At 46.5% G+C, this 15,092-nt stretch carries 9 protein-coding genes and 1 pseudogene; all 10 read left to right on the plus strand.

Annotation, left to right across the window (positions count from 1 at the left end):
* Positions 1–2: 2 nt before the first annotated feature.
* The gene (nusG, locus tag ICN43_RS01490) at positions 3–575 is read left to right on the plus strand and encodes a transcription termination/antitermination protein NusG (RefSeq protein WP_216136730.1); all 573 of its coding nucleotides are present in this window, start codon (positions 3–5) and stop codon (positions 573–575) included.
* Positions 576–730: 155 nt separating this feature from the next.
* The gene (rplK, locus tag ICN43_RS01495) at positions 731–1,162 is read left to right on the plus strand and encodes a 50S ribosomal protein L11 (protein WP_011901890.1); all 432 of its coding nucleotides are present in this window, start codon (positions 731–733) and stop codon (positions 1,160–1,162) included.
* A gap of 2 nt (positions 1,163–1,164) precedes the next feature.
* On the plus strand, positions 1,165–1,866 hold the full coding sequence (gene rplA, locus ICN43_RS01500) for a 50S ribosomal protein L1 (protein WP_046329371.1): 702 nt from the start codon (positions 1,165–1,167) through the stop codon (positions 1,864–1,866).
* 235 nt (positions 1,867–2,101) lie between these two features.
* Positions 2,102–2,614: pseudogene (gene rplJ, locus ICN43_RS01505) on the plus strand (50S ribosomal protein L10); the annotation flags it as partial.
* Positions 2,615–2,770: 156 nt separating this feature from the next.
* Positions 2,771–3,145, plus strand: a complete 375-nt coding sequence (gene rplL, locus ICN43_RS01510) for a 50S ribosomal protein L7/L12 (RefSeq protein ID WP_173941805.1) — start codon at positions 2,771–2,773, stop codon at positions 3,143–3,145.
* A gap of 226 nt (positions 3,146–3,371) precedes the next feature.
* Positions 3,372–7,472, plus strand: coding sequence for a DNA-directed RNA polymerase subunit beta (gene rpoB, locus ICN43_RS01515; RefSeq protein ID WP_216196893.1), 4,101 nt, complete (start codon positions 3,372–3,374; stop codon positions 7,470–7,472).
* 1 nt (position 7,473) lies between these two features.
* Positions 7,474–11,736 carry a DNA-directed RNA polymerase subunit beta' gene (rpoC, locus tag ICN43_RS01520; protein ID WP_216196894.1) on the plus strand — a complete coding sequence of 1,421 codons (4,263 nt, stop codon included), beginning with the start codon at positions 7,474–7,476 and terminating at the stop codon, positions 11,734–11,736.
* Positions 11,737–11,913: 177 nt separating this feature from the next.
* Positions 11,914–12,294: a 30S ribosomal protein S12 gene (gene rpsL, locus ICN43_RS01525; RefSeq protein WP_041484791.1), complete on the plus strand. Its 381-nt coding sequence runs from the start codon at positions 11,914–11,916 to the stop codon at positions 12,292–12,294.
* A 150-nt stretch (positions 12,295–12,444) separates the two neighbouring features.
* Positions 12,445–12,915 (plus strand): 30S ribosomal protein S7, encoded by a 471-nt coding sequence (gene rpsG / locus ICN43_RS01530; protein ID WP_015420229.1) that lies wholly within the window; start codon positions 12,445–12,447, stop codon positions 12,913–12,915.
* A 27-nt stretch (positions 12,916–12,942) separates the two neighbouring features.
* The gene (fusA, locus tag ICN43_RS01535; RefSeq protein WP_216196895.1) at positions 12,943–15,045 is read left to right on the plus strand and encodes an elongation factor G; all 2,103 of its coding nucleotides are present in this window, start codon (positions 12,943–12,945) and stop codon (positions 15,043–15,045) included.
* Positions 15,046–15,092: the final 47 nt, after the last annotated feature.

Below are 15,092 nucleotides of genomic sequence, written 5' to 3' on the forward strand. Positions count from 1 at the left end.
AAATGATTGATGCTGAATTAGTCTCAAATCCACAAGCTACTGGCAACATGCGCTGGTACGTGATTCATGCTTATTCAGGCATGGAAAAAAGTGTTAAAAGAGGTCTTGAGGAGCGTATTGCACGTTCTGGAATGCCTGAAAAATTTGGCCGTATCTTGGTTCCCTCCGAAGAGGTTGTAGAAATCAAGTCTGGTACTAAATCAGTATCTGAGCGCCGTTTTTTCCCAGGCTATGTATTAATCGAGATGGAAATGACCGATGAGAGCTGGCATTTGGTGAAAAATACACCAAAAGTGACTGGTTTTGTTGGCGGGGTAAGAAATCGACCAAGCCCAATTTCTACGGCTGAAGTGACCAAAATCATGGATCAAATGCAGGCTGGCGTTGATAAGCCGAAGCCGAAGACTCTCTTTGAAGTGGGTGAGATGGTTCGTGTTAAAGAAGGCCCGTTTACAGACTTTAACGGAAACGTTGAGGAAGTGAACTATGAGAAGTCAAGACTGCGTGTTTCTGTTACAATATTTGGCCGCGGTACACCAGTTGAGCTGGAGTTCGGTCAGGTAGAAAAGATGTAAAAGCACCCAGTTTTTTTTGGGTGTTTGTAAAAAAGTAGTGGATTTAAGTGGTTAGCAATAACCGAGGAGCGGATCTAGAAAGCCAAAAACTAGTGAAGCGTTTACTCAACAGCGGTCTTTCCTAGTAGGGTCAGACGCGCTTTTAGGAGCAATCAATGGCAAAGAAGATCATTGGCTTTATCAAGCTGCAGATTCCTGCAGGTAAAGCAAATCCATCGCCTCCCGTAGGTCCAGCATTGGGTCAACGCGGTCTCAATATTATGGAATTCTGTAAGGCGTTTAATGCTCAAACTCAGAGCATGGAACCTGGTCTTCCAATTCCAGTCGTGATTACAGCGTTTGCTGATAAGAGCTTCACTTTCATCATGAAGACGCCTCCAGCGACCATCATGATTAAAAAGGCTGCAAAGATCGAAAAAGGATCACCACGCCCCCATACCGATAAGGTAGGAAAAATTACCCGTGCTCAAGCGGAAGAAATTGCTAAAGCAAAAATGCCAGATTTGACAGCTGCCGATATGGATGCTGCTGTAAGAACAATCGCTGGTAGCGCCCGCTCAATGGGCATCACAGTGGAAGGTCTCTAATCATGACTAAGTTATCTAAGCGTTTAAAAGCGATCGAATCTAAAGTAGACCGCAACAAGTTTTATGCATTAGAAGATGCATTGAATCTTGTTAAAGAATGTGCAACTGCGAAGTTCGATGAGTCTATCGACGTAGCAGTTCAGTTGGGTATTGATGCCAAGAAATCTGACCAAGTTGTGCGTGGCGCGGTTGTGCTCCCAGCCGGTACGGGTAAGCATGTTCGTGTAGCGGTATTTGCACAAGGCGAAAAAGCTGAACAAGCTAAAGCTGCTGGTGCTGAGATCGTTGGCATGGAAGACCTTGCCGATCAAATTAAAGGCGGCAAAATCGATTTTGATATTTTGATTGCATCCCCTGACACAATGAAGATTGTTGGTACTTTAGGTCAAGTATTGGGCCCACGTGGTTTGATGCCGAATCCAAAAGTGGGAACTGTTACTCCTGACGTTGCTACTGCAGTTAAGAATGCAAAAGCAGGTCAAGTGCAATTCCGTGTGGACAAAGCCGGTATCGTGCACGCAAGCATTGGCCGTCGTTCATTCGAGCCAGCTGCTTTGAAATCAAACTTGCTAGCATTGCTTGAGGCTTTGAACAAAGCTAAGCCACCTGCATCTAAGGGCATTTATTTAAAGAAGGTTGCCGTAAGCAGCACCATGGGTGCAGGCGTACGTGTTGACCAGGCATCGATACAGGCTGCTCAGTAATTAGCCTGTAGCAAAAAGAACTTTGGGTCGATTCCCGCTCTTTGAGCGAGAGTCGAACATCAAAGACCGTTGGTGAATTAATTGCTTATTCAGAACTAATTCTTAATCGTTACGAAAGTAATAGCCAGCGCAGATGGCGACCCTGAAAAGATTTCACAAGAATTTCTTGTGACAAATGATCAGACGCTGGTGTGTAACCCCAACTGGAAACAGTTGGTTTTTAAGGAGTTAAACCGTGCCTTTGAATGTACAAGACAAAAAAGCGATTGTTGCTGATGTCGGCGCTCAATTGGCTGGAGCTCAAACAGTCGTGCTCGCTGAATACCGTGGTATTCCAGTAGAGCAGTTGACAAAGCTACGTGCTAGCGCACGTGATCAAGGTGTATATCTTCGCGTTTTGAAGAACACATTGGCACGCCGTGCTGCACAAGGCACACAGTTTGAGCCTCTTGCTGATTCGATGGTTGGGCCCTTGATCTATGGCATCTCTGCTGATCCGATTGCTTCGGCAAAAGTATTGCAGAACTTTGCCAAAACTCAAGACAAGCTAGTCATTACTGCTGGCTTATATAACGGCAAGTTGTTAGACGTTGCAGGCGTAAAAGCCCTTGCAACAATTCCAAGCCGCGACGAGTTGTTATCTCAGTTGTTGGGTGTGATGTTGGCACCGGTATCTGCGATGGCTCGCGTATTGGGCGCAGTAGCAGCGCAAAAATCAGCCGGAGCACCTGCTCCAGTTGCAGCACCTGTAGTTGAAGCAGCAGCACCAGCAGAAGTAGTTGCTGAAGCGGCCGCTCCAGAAGCAGCTGCTGAGCCTGCAGCCCCAGAAGCTGGAACAGAAACACCGCAAACCCCTGCCGCTGAATAAGCGACAGATTAACTATTTAAGTATTAGGAGCTAAAAATGGCGATTACTAAAGAAGAAATCATTGATGCAGTAGGTAGCATGTCCGTTATGGATTTGAACGACTTGGTTAAGGCGTTTGAAGAGAAGTTTGGCGTTTCGGCTGCAGCGATGGCTGTTGCTGGTCCTGCTGGTGCAGCTGGCGGCGCTGCTGCTGAAGAGCAGACAGAATTTACTGTTAACTTGCTCGAAGCTGGCGCAAATAAAGTTTCAGTAATTAAAGCTGTTCGCGAAATTACTGGTCTTGGTTTAAAAGAGGCTAAAGACTTAGTTGATGGCGCACCAAAGCCAATCAAAGAAGCTGTTGATAAGAAGACAGCTGAAGAAGCTAAGAAGAAGCTTGACGAAGCAGGCGCTAAGTCAGAAATCAAGTAATACAAACTTTTCTAACGCCTCCCAAAAGGAGTCGTTAGTTACGTTGGGTTTGATCTTTAGAGGTCAAACCCGATTTCATTTGTGATTGAAATCGGGTTTGCCTTCTGATACGACTGCAGAATGCAAGTTTGGTCGGACACTGAATCTTTCGATTTAGTGTTGTCCGCCAGTGATTGGTAGTGGCCAATCGCCAAATCTTTGTACAGTCGCTGAATTCGGAGATGAAATGAACTACAGCTTCACCGAACGCAAGCGAGTCCGTAAAAGCTTTGCTAAGCGAGTAAATAATCATCAGGTTCCATACCTGATCGCAACGCAGCTGGAATCCTACGCTAAATTTTTACAGGCTGAAAAGCCAGCAATGTCTCGTCTTACAGAGGGACTTCAAGCTGCCTTTACATCAGCATTCCCAATTGTGTCCAACAATGGCTACGCACGTATGGAATACGTGTCATACCAGTTGTCACAGCCACCGTTTGACGTTAAAGAATGTCAACAACGTGGTTACACATACCACTCAGCCTTGCGTGCAAAAGTTCGTTTGATTATTTATGATCGCGAAGCACCAACTAAGGTTAAAGAGGTAAAAGAGAGCGAAGTCTACATGGGTGAAATTCCACTCATGACAGATAACGGCTCTTTTGTGATCAACGGCACTGAGCGCGTCATCGTTTCTCAGTTGCACCGTTCCCCAGGCGTGTTCTTCGAGCACGATAAGGGCAAGACACATAGCTCAGGTAAGTTGCTGTTCTCAGCACGCATCATTCCTTACCGTGGTTCATGGCTTGATTTTGAATTTGATCCAAAAGATATTCTGTATTTCCGCGTTGACCGTCGTCGTAAGATGCCTGTCACCATTTTGCTCAAAGCAATTGGCTTAAACAACGAACAGATTCTTGCAAACTTCTTTAACTTTGACCATTTCTCATTGAGCGCAAATGGCGCGTCAATGGAATTTGTTCCAGAGCGTTTGCGTGGTCAGTTGGCTAACTTTGATGTGCTTGATAAGAATGGCGTTGTTGTCATTCAAAAAGACAAGCGTATCAATGCAAAACATATTCGTGAACTCGAAGCAGCTAAAACTAAAAACATCGTTGTTCCAGATGACTACTTAGTTGGCCGTGTAGTTGCACGCAACATTATCGATCCAGACTCTGGTGAAATCTTGGCTTACGCTAATGATGAAATCACTGAAGAGTTGTTGGCTACATTGCGCGATGCAGGCATCAAGCAATTGGAAACCATCTACACCAATGATTTGGATTCTGGCGCGTACATTTCACAGACATTGCGTACTGATGAAACTGCCGATCAAATGGCTGCTCGTATCGCCATCTATCGCATGATGCGTCCTGGTGAGCCTCCAACAGAAGATGCTGTTGAAGCTTTGTTCCAGCGCTTGTTCTACAACGAAGATAGCTACGATTTATCACGCGTTGGCCGTATGAAAGTAAATAGCCGTCTCGGTCGTTCAGAGATGGAAGGCAAAATGGTTTTGTCGGATGAAGACATCCTCGACACCATCAAGTCTTTGGTTGACTTGCGTAACGGTAAAGGCGAAGTCGATGACATCGATCACTTAGGTAATCGTCGTGTACGTTGCGTAGGTGAGTTGGCAGAGAATCAATTCCGCGCAGGTTTGTCACGTGTTGAGCGTGCGGTTAAAGAACGTCTCGGCCAAGCTGAAACTGAAAACCTCATGCCGCATGATTTGATTAATAGCAAGCCAATCTCTTCAGCAATTCGTGAGTTCTTTGGTTCTTCACAGTTGTCCCAGTTTATGGACCAAACAAACCCATTGTCAGAGATTACGCATAAGCGTCGTATTTCTGCGTTGGGACCTGGTGGTTTGACACGTGAGCGCGCAGGTTTCGAAGTGCGTGACGTACATCCAACCCACTACGGACGTGTTTGCCCAATTGAAACTCCAGAAGGACCAAACATTGGTCTGATCAACTCTCTCGCGTTATTTGCGCGTTTGAATGAGCATGGTTTCTTAGAGACCCCATATCGTAAAGTTTCCAATAGCAAAGTAAGCGACGAAGTTGTTTACCTCTCTGCGATTGAAGAAGCGAAATACGTTATTGCTCAGGCAAACGCAACGATCGACAAGAGCGGTAAGTTAGCCGATGAATTGGTTTCAGCACGTCAAGCTGGTGAGACCATGATGGTGAGCCCAGAGCGTATCGATTTCATCGACGTTGCTCCAAGTCAGATCGTTTCTGCTGCTGCTTCATTGGTTCCATTCTTGGAGCATGATGATGCGAACCGTGCGTTGATGGGTGCGAATATGCAACGTCAAGCGGTTCCTTGCTTGCGTCCAGATAAGCCATTGGTTGGTACCGGTTTAGAGCGCATTGTTGCAGTTGACTCAGGTACGGTTATTTTGGCTTCCCGCGGCGGTATCGTTGACTATGTTGACGCAAACCGTGTAGTTATTCGTGTAAACGATGACGAGACAGCGGCCGGTGAAGTCGGTGTGGATATTTATAACCTCATCAAGTACACCCGTTCAAACCAAAATACCAACATCAACCAACGTCCAATCGTTCAGGCTGGTGATCGTGTAGCCCGTGGCGACGTAGTTGCTGACGGTGCATCTACCGATTTGGGCGAATTGGCTTTGGGTCAAAACATGACTGTGGCATTTATGCCATGGAACGGTTACAACTTCGAGGATTCAATCTTGATCTCTGAGAAAGTTGTTGCTGATGACCGTTACACCTCTATTCATATTGAAGAGTTGTCGGTTGTTGCTCGTGATACCAAGCTTGGTTCAGAAGAAATTACACGCGATATCTCCAACTTGGCTGAGTCACAACTCTCCCGCTTGGACGAGAGCGGTATTGTTTATATCGGTGCTGAAGTTGAGGCTGGTGACGTATTGGTTGGTAAGGTAACTCCAAAGGGTGAGACTACTCTCACTCCAGAAGAGAAACTCCTCCGTGCGATCTTCGGCGAAAAGGCATCTGACGTTAAAGATACTTCTTTGCGCGTTCCATCTGGAATGATCGGTACTGTTATTGATGTTCAAGTCTTCACTCGTGAAGGTATTGAGCGCGATGCACGCGCACAGTCAATTATTCAAGAAGAATTACAACGCTATCGTTTGGACTTAAATGACCAGTTGCGTATTGTTGAAGGCGATGCCTTCATGCGTTTAGAAAAACTGTTGATTGGTAAGGTTGCCAATGGTGGTCCTCAGAAATTAGCTAAAGGCACTAAGATCGACAAGGAATATCTTGCAGACTTAGACAAATACCATTGGTTTGACGTTCGTCCGGCGGATGATGAGGTTGCCACACAAGTTGAAGCAATCAAATCTTCTATCGAAGCGAAGCGTAAGCAGTTTGACGAAGCTTTTGAAGAGAAGCGCACCAAGCTTACCCAGGGCGATGATTTGCAGCCTGGCGTAACCAAGATGGTTAAGGTGTACTTGGCAGTCAAGCGTCGCTTACAGCCTGGTGACAAGATGGCTGGTCGTCACGGTAACAAAGGTGTGGTTTCTAAAATCGCTCCAGCCGAAGATATGCCATTTATGGCTGATGGACGTCCTGTTGACATCGTCTTGAATCCATTAGGTGTTCCTTCCCGTATGAACGTCGGTCAGATCTTGGAAACCCACTTAGGTTGGGCAGCTCAAGGTATTGGTAAGCGTATTGACGAGATGGTTCGTCAGCAGGCTAAACAAGCTGAACTCCGTAAGTTCATGAAGCAGCTTTACAACGAAACCGGTCGTATCGAAGATATCGATAACTTCACTGATGAGCAGATCAATGTTTTGGCTGAGAATTTACGCCAAGGCTTGCCATTTGCTACTCCAGTGTTTGATGGTGCTACTGAAGCAGAAATTGGTCGCATGCTCGAGTTGGCTTATCCAGATGAAGTAGCTACTTCATTAAAGATGACGCCTTCACGTCAGCAAATGATTTTGTGTGACGGCCGTACTGGCGATCAGTTTGAGCGTCCTGTAACTGTTGGCGTAATGCACGTCTTGAAACTTCACCATTTGGTCGATGACAAGATGCATGCACGTTCAACCGGACCTTACTCCTTAGTAACGCAACAGCCACTGGGCGGTAAAGCTCAGTTTGGTGGTCAGCGCTTTGGTGAGATGGAAGTTTGGGCCCTCGAAGCATACGGTGCTTCATATGTCTTGCAGGAAATGCTGACAGTGAAGTCCGATGACGTCGCAGGCCGTACCAAGGTTTACGAAAACATCGTCAAGGGCGAGCACACAATTGATGCTGGCATGCCCGAATCCTTCAACGTGTTGGTAAAAGAAATCCGCTCGTTGGGTATTGACATTGACATGGAGCGCAACTGATATGAAAGCATTGCTCGATTTATTTAAGCAAACGCAGGGTGATGAGCAGTTTGATGTCATCAAGATTGGCCTTGCATCTCCTGAGAAAATTCGCTCATGGTCTTTTGGTGAAGTACGCAAACCAGAAACTATCAACTACCGGACTTTTAAGCCCGAGCGTGATGGTTTGTTCTGCGCCAAGATTTTTGGCCCAACCAAAGACTACGAGTGCTTATGCGGTAAGTACAAGCGTTTAAAGTTCCGTGGCGTTATTTGTGAGAAGTGCGGTGTAGAAGTTACTCTCGCTAAGGTACGTCGTGAGCGCATGGGCCACATTGAGTTGGCAGCTCCTGTAGCACACATCTGGTTCTTAAAGTCATTGCCATCCCGTTTGGGCATGGTTCTCGATATGACATTGCGTGATATCGAGCGCGTTCTTTACTTTGAAGCATATGTAGTTGTTGATCCTGGCATGACTCCTGAAGGCGCAATGAAGCGCGGTCAGATCATGTCTGAGGACGAGTACATTGCCAAGACTGAAGAGTATGGTGACGGTGCGTTTACTGCCATCATGGGCGCTGAAGGTATTCGTGATCTCTTGCGTTCGATTGATATCGATCGTGAAGTCGAGACCATTCGTGCTGACTTGAAAGCTACTGGTAGCGATGCCAAGATCAAGAAATACGCTAAGCGCTTAAAAGTGCTCGAGGCGTTCCAGACTTCAGGTATCAAGCCTGACTGGATGATTATGGAAGTATTGCCAGTATTGCCACCTGAATTGCGCCCATTGGTGCCATTGGATGGCGGTCGCTTTGCTACCTCCGATTTGAACGACCTCTATCGTCGTGTGATCAACCGTAATAACCGTTTAAAGCGTTTGTTAGAGTTGCGCGCACCAGAGATCATCGTTCGTAACGAAAAACGCATGTTGCAAGAAGCGGTTGACTCATTACTCGACAACGGTCGTCGTGGTAAGGCTATGACTGGCGCTAACAAGCGTCCTCTCAAGTCCTTGGCTGAGATGATCAAAGGTAAGAGCGGTCGTTTCCGTCAAAACTTGTTGGGTAAACGTGTTGACTACTCAGGTCGTTCAGTCATCGTGGTTGGCCCTACATTGAAATTGCATCAGTGCGGCTTACCAAAATTGATGGCCTTAGAATTGTTCAAGCCATTTATTTTCAACAAGCTTGAGACTTTGGGTATTGCAACCACTATTAAGGCTGCAAAGAAAGAAGTTGAAAGTCAGACTCCAATCGTTTGGGACATTCTCGAAGAAGTGATTCGTGAGCATCCAATCATGTTGAACCGTGCGCCTACATTGCACCGTCTCGGTATTCAGGCTTTCGAGCCAATGCTGATTGAAGGTAAAGCAATCCAATTGCATCCATTAGTCTGCGCAGCATTTAACGCCGACTTTGACGGTGACCAAATGGCGGTTCACGTTCCTTTGTCGCTCGAAGCACAAATGGAAGCACGTACATTGATGTTGGCTTCGAACAACGTATTGTTCCCAGCTAACGGCGAACCATCAATCGTTCCTTCACAGGACGTGGTGTTGGGTCTCTACTACGCTACACGTGACAAAATCAATGGTAAGGGCGAAGGCATGGTCTTCGCTAATATCACTGAAGTCATTCGTGCATACGAAGCTGGCCAGGTTGAATTAGCTTCACGCGTTGCTGTTCGTATTACTGAGTTTGAGATTGTGGATAAGAAGGCAGAGGGTGATGCCCGTTTTGCTGAGAAGACCAAGATCTATCAAACTTCAGTTGGCCGTGCAATCTTGTCAGAAATTTTGCCTAAGGGCATGTCTTTCGAGGAAATCAATAAGCCTCTGAAGAAAAAAGAAATCTCACGTTTGATTAACACTTCATTCCGTAAGTGCGGTCTTCGTGAAACAGTTATTTTTGCTGACCGCCTCTTGCAGTCTGGTTTCCGCTTAGCGACTAACGCTGGTATCTCGGTTGCGATCGACGATATGCTGATTCCAAGCTCTAAAGAGCGCATCATCAGCGAGGCTTCTACGAAGGTTAAGGAGTATGACAAGCAGTTCATGTCTGGTCTCGTAACCAATCAAGAGCGTTATAACAACGTGGTTGATATTTGGGGTGCTGCTGGTGATCAAGTTGGTAAGGCGATGATGGATGAGTTGTCACACGTTGACGTACTCGACCGTAACGGTAAGACTGTGCGTCAAGAATCCTTTAACTCCATCTACATGATGGCGGATTCTGGTGCGCGTGGATCTGCAGCGCAGATTCGTCAGTTGGCTGGTATGCGTGGTTTGATGGCCAAGCCCGATGGCTCCATCATTGAAACCCCAATTACTGCGAACTTCCGTGAAGGTTTGAACGTGTTGCAGTACTTCATCTCAACTCACGGTGCTCGTAAAGGTTTGGCTGATACCGCATTGAAAACAGCGAACTCAGGATACTTGACTCGTCGTTTGTGCGATGTAACCCAAGACCTCGTTGTAATCGAAGATGATTGCGGTGCAACTTCCGGCGTAACCATGAAGGCGCTTGTTGAGGGTGGCGAAATTATCGAAGCATTGCGCGATCGTATTTTGGGTCGTGTATGTATCGGTGATATCGTTCATCCGGATACACAAGAAGTCATCGTTTCCAATGACACTTTGCTCGATGAAGATCATGTAGATCAAATCGTTGCCTTGGGTATTGACGAAGTTAAAGTTCGCACAGTGTTGTCATGTTTAACTCGCTTTGGTTTGTGTGCTAAGTGCTACGGACGTGATCTAGGCCGCGGTGGTTTGGTAAACGTTGGTGAGGCGGTTGGTGTTATCGCTGCTCAGTCCATCGGTGAGCCAGGCACACAGTTGACTATGCGTACTTTCCACATTGGTGGCGCAGCGTCACGCGCATTGGTTGCAAGCAATATTGAAGCCAAGTCTAATGGCGCCTTGAAGTTCTCCGGCACGATGCGTGTTGTGAAGAATGCGAAGGGCGAGCAGATCGTGATTTCACGTTCAGGCGAAGCCGTGATCGTTGATGAGAATGGTCGCGAGCGCGAGCGTCATAAGGTACCTTACGGTGCAACTCTCTTGTTTAAAGAGGATGCAGCAGTTAAGGCTGGTGCAAGCTTAGCTACATGGGATCCATTAACACGCCCAATTATTTCTGAGTACGCTGGTATTGCTCGCTTTGACAACGTTGAAGAAGGTGTTACTGTAGCTAAGCAGGTTGACGAAGTAACTGGACTCTCCACTTTGGTAGTGATTGACGGCAAGCGTCGAAGTGCTGCAAGCAAAGGCGTTCGTCCAATGATCAACTTAGTTGATGATAAGGGCGGTGAAGTGATGATTGCCGGTACAGATCACCCAGTAAATATCGGCTTGCAAGTTGGCGCCTTGATCACTGTTAAAGATGGTCAAAAAGTTGAAGTTGGTGAAGTATTAGCGCGTATTCCAATCGAATCACAGAAGACTCGCGACATTACCGGTGGTTTACCTCGCGTTGCTGAATTGTTCGAAGCACGTTCACCAAAAGATGCAGCTGTATTGGCTAAAGTAACTGGAACTGTTTCCTTCGGTAAAGAAACCAAAGGTAAGCAACGTTTAGTGATTACCGATATGGATGGCGAAGCTAACGAATTCCTCATTCCTAAAGAGAAGCAAGTTCTCGTTCATGACGGTCAAGTTGTGAACAAGGGCGAGATGATTGTGGAAGGCCCTGCTGATCCACACGACATCTTGACACTCAGAGGTATTGAAGAGTTGGCGATCTACATCGTGGATGAAGTGCAAGACGTTTACCGTTTGCAGGGCGTGAAGATTAATGACAAGCATATTGAAGTGATCGTGCGTCAAATGTTGCGTCGTGTGCAAATTACTGATGGTGGCGATACTGCCTACATCACTGGTGAGCAAGTTGAGCGTTCTAAGTTGTATGACGCAAACGATGCTGTGATTGCACAAGGTAAGCGCCCAGCTCAGTTCGAGAACGTGTTGCTTGGTATTACTAAGGCGTCCTTGTCGACAGACAGCTTCATCTCAGCGGCTTCTTTCCAAGAAACCACCCGTGTGTTGACCGAAGCTGCAATTATGGGCAAGACCGATACACTCCGTGGCCTCAAGGAAAACGTCATTATTGGTCGCCTGATCCCTGCTGGTACCGGCTTGTCTTACCGCCGTGCACGCAAGGTCAGAGAGCAATTCGAGCGTGATCGCGCTCAAATGATTGCCGCCGAAGAGGAAGCAATGGCTGATATGCCTGTAGAAATAGAGGCTGAAGTGATTGCTCCTGCTGGGGAGGCTGATCCGAGCTAATTTGGTAATTCTGGCCAGAAATGGCCAGTTTTTTCCCCATGTGGTTGACGGAAAAGGCTGGCCAAGCTAGAATGCTGAGTTCTACTGATTCAGAAGAGGGTCTTTTTGACCTAGAATTTATCTAAGTCATTGATTTTCTTGAAGAAAGCAACAAAGAAGTACTAACCGAGCTATTTTATGCCAACAATTAATCAATTATTACGTAAGCCAAGAACACGGCTGACCGTTAAAAGCAAGAGCCCTGCGCTGCAAAACAGCCCGCAGCGCCGTGGTGTATGTACACGTGTGTATACAACCACTCCTAAAAAGCCTAACTCTGCGCTGCGTAAAGTAGCTAAAGTTCGCTTAACCAATGGTTTTGAAGTCATTTCATACATTGGTGGTGAAGGCCATAACCTCCAGGAACACTCAGTTGTGTTGATTCGTGGTGGTCGTGTGAAGGATTTGCCAGGCGTTCGTTACCACATCGTTCGTGGCTCACTTGATTTGCAAGGTGTTAAAGACCGCAAGCAATCACGTTCCAAGTACGGTGCTAAGCGCGCTAAGAAAGCTGCTTAATAGCAACTTACAGTATTTGCAGTAAGTCTTCGTTTGTCAGACTTTAAAGACAAGTAAGTGGCTGTTCCGTCCAGAGATTTCTCTGGATAGTAGGACAGCCGGAGCGGGTGATCCATGTGGGCCACCCCTAACTGAACTGAAGGAGTAGTTATGCCACGTCGTCGTGAAGTTCCCAAACGGGAAATCCTGCCTGATCCAAAATTCGGCAATGTAGAAGTAGCAAAATTTATGAACGTCCTGATGTTGGACGGCAAGAAATCGGTTGCAGAGCGTATCGTTTACGGTGCATTTGATCACATCGAGAAAAAAGCAAATAAAGAACCACTCGAAGTTTTCTCAACAGCTATGGGCAACGTTAAGCCAATGGTTGAGGTGAAGAGCCGTCGTGTCGGAGGCGCAAACTACCAGGTTCCTGTCGAAGTTCGCCCATCACGCCGTTCCGCTTTGGCAATGCGCTGGGTGCGCGAAGCCGCTAAAAAGCGCGGTGAAAAATCCATGGCTCAACGTTTGGCCAACGAATTATTAGAAGCTGCAGAAGGTCGCGGCGGAGCAATGAAGAAGCGTGAAGAAGTTCACCGTATGGCAGAAGCTAACAAAGCTTTCTCACATTTCCGCTTCTAATCGCACAGCAAAGAAAAGGTACCAACAGTGGCACGTAAAACCCCTATCGAAAGATACCGCAATATCGGTATTTCTGCGCATATTGACGCAGGTAAGACAACAACAACCGAACGTGTTTTGTTCTACACCGGTGTTAACCACAAAATTGGTGAAGTACATGATGGCGCTGCAACCATGGATTGGATGGAGCAAGAGCAAGAGCGTGGTATCACGATTACCTCTGCTGCTACTACAACGTTCTGGAAGGGCATGGCTGGCAATTTCCCAGAGCACCGCATCAATATTATTGATACCCCAGGACACGTAGACTTCACGATTGAAGTTGAGCGCTCAATGCGCGTTTTAGATGGCGCTTGCATGGTTTACTGTGCGGTAGGTGGTGTGCAGCCCCAATCCGAAACTGTTTGGCGTCAAGCTAACAAGTATCAAGTTCCACGTTTAGCGTTCGTAAACAAGATGGACCGTACTGGTGCGAATTTCTTCAAGGTCTATGACCAAATGAAGATGCGCCTCAAAGCAAATCCTATTTTGATCCAAATTCCAATCGGCGCTGAAGAAAACTTCAAAGGCGTTGTGGACTTGGTGAAAATGAAAGCCATCTATTGGGATGAAGAATCACAAGGTACTAAATTTACCTACGCAGATATTCCTGCTGAATTGCAAGCATCTGCAGAAGAGTGGCGCGAGAAAATGCTCGAAGCTGCTGCAGAGAGTTCAGAAGAGTTGATGGAAAAATACCTTGGCGGCGAAGCGTTGACCGAGGAAGAAATTAAAGCAGCATTGCGTCAGCGTACTATTGCTAATGAAATCGTTCCAATGTTGTGCGGAACAGCTTTCAAAAACAAAGGTGTTCAGGCGATGTTGGATGCAGTGGTTGAATTGTTGCCTTCACCATTAGATGTTCCACCAGTTCCATGTGAATTGGAAGATGGCACGCCAACAACACGCGAAGCCTCTGATAGCGCTAAGTTCTCAGCTCTCGCATTTAAGATCATGACCGACCCGTTTGTTGGTCAGCTTATCTTCTTCCGTGTTTACTCAGGCGTAATGAAATCTGGTGACACAATTTATAACCCAATTAAGGGTAAGAAAGAGCGTGTTGGTCGTTTGCTGCAAATGCATGCAAACGAACGTGAAGAAATTAAAGAAGTATTCGCTGGCGATATCGCGGCTGCAGTTGGTCTAAAAGACGCAACTACTGGCGAAACATTGTGTGATCCAGATAGCATCGTTATTTTGGAACGCATGGTATTCCCAGAGCCAGTGATTTCTCAAGCAGTTGAGCCAAAGACAAAAGCTGACCAAGAAAAAATGGGTCTTGCTTTGAATCGCTTGGCACAAGAAGATCCATCTTTCCGCGTGAAGACAGATGAAGAGTCAGGCCAAACCATTATTTCCGGTATGGGCGAGCTCCACTTGGAAATTTTGGTTGACCGTATGAAGCGTGAATTTGGTGTTGAAGCAACTGTTGGTAAGCCACAAGTTGCATACCGCGAAACTATTCGTAAGGTTTGCGAAGAGATTGAAGGCAAGTTTGTTAAACAGTCTGGTGGTCGTGGTCAATACGGTCATGTGGTATTGAAGTTAGAGCCACAAGCTCCAGGTAAGGGTTTTGAGTTTGTTGACGCAATTAAGGGTGGTGTCGTTCCACGTGAATACATCCCTGCGGTAGAAAAAGGAATTATCGAAACATTAAATTCCGGTATTTTGGCTGGCTATCCAGTTGTAGATATCAAAGCAACATTGTTCTTCGGTTCATACCATGACGTTGATTCCAATGAAAACGCATTTAAGATGGCGGGTTCTATGGCATTTAAAGACGGTATGCGCAAAGCGGCACCTGTGTTGCTTGAACCAATGATGGCTGTTGAAGTTGAAACACCAGAAGATTTCATGGGTAACGTAATGGGCGACCTCTCATCACGTCGCGGTATTTTGCAAGGTATGGATGACATTCCAGGGGGCGGCAAAATCGTTCGTGCTGAAGTGCCATTGGCAGAGATGTTTGGTTATTCAACTGGCTTGCGCTCGTTGACCCAAGGTCGCGCTACCTACACCATGGAATTTAAGCATTATTCCGAAGCACCTAAGAACGTTGCTGAGGCAGTGATGGCTGCTAAAGCGAAGTAATTTATCCACATTATTTTGAATATTGACTAGCTAAGAAGGCAGACAAA

The organism is Polynucleobacter sp. UK-Mo-2m-Kol15, from assembly GCF_018881505.1.
Taxonomy (GTDB): Bacteria; Pseudomonadota; Gammaproteobacteria; order Burkholderiales; family Burkholderiaceae; genus Polynucleobacter.

Excerpts from the sequence above, each read along its gene's own strand:
- rpsL (WP_041484791.1), top strand. The coding sequence starts at position 11,914 with ATGCCAACAATTAATCAATTATTACGTAAGCCAAGAACACGGCTGACC.
- rpoB (WP_216196893.1), top strand. The coding sequence starts at position 3,372 with ATGAACTACAGCTTCACCGAACGCAAGCGAGTCCGTAAAAGCTTTGCT.
- rplA (WP_046329371.1), top strand. The coding sequence starts at position 1,165 with ATGACTAAGTTATCTAAGCGTTTAAAAGCGATCGAATCTAAAGTAGAC.
- rplL (WP_173941805.1), top strand. The coding sequence starts at position 2,771 with ATGGCGATTACTAAAGAAGAAATCATTGATGCAGTAGGTAGCATGTCC.
- rpoC (WP_216196894.1), top strand. The coding sequence starts at position 7,474 with ATGAAAGCATTGCTCGATTTATTTAAGCAAACGCAGGGTGATGAGCAG.
- rpsG (WP_015420229.1), top strand. The coding sequence starts at position 12,445 with ATGCCACGTCGTCGTGAAGTTCCCAAACGGGAAATCCTGCCTGATCCA.
- rplK (WP_011901890.1), top strand. The coding sequence starts at position 731 with ATGGCAAAGAAGATCATTGGCTTTATCAAGCTGCAGATTCCTGCAGGT.
- nusG (WP_216136730.1), top strand. The coding sequence starts at position 3 with ATGATTGATGCTGAATTAGTCTCAAATCCACAAGCTACTGGCAACATG.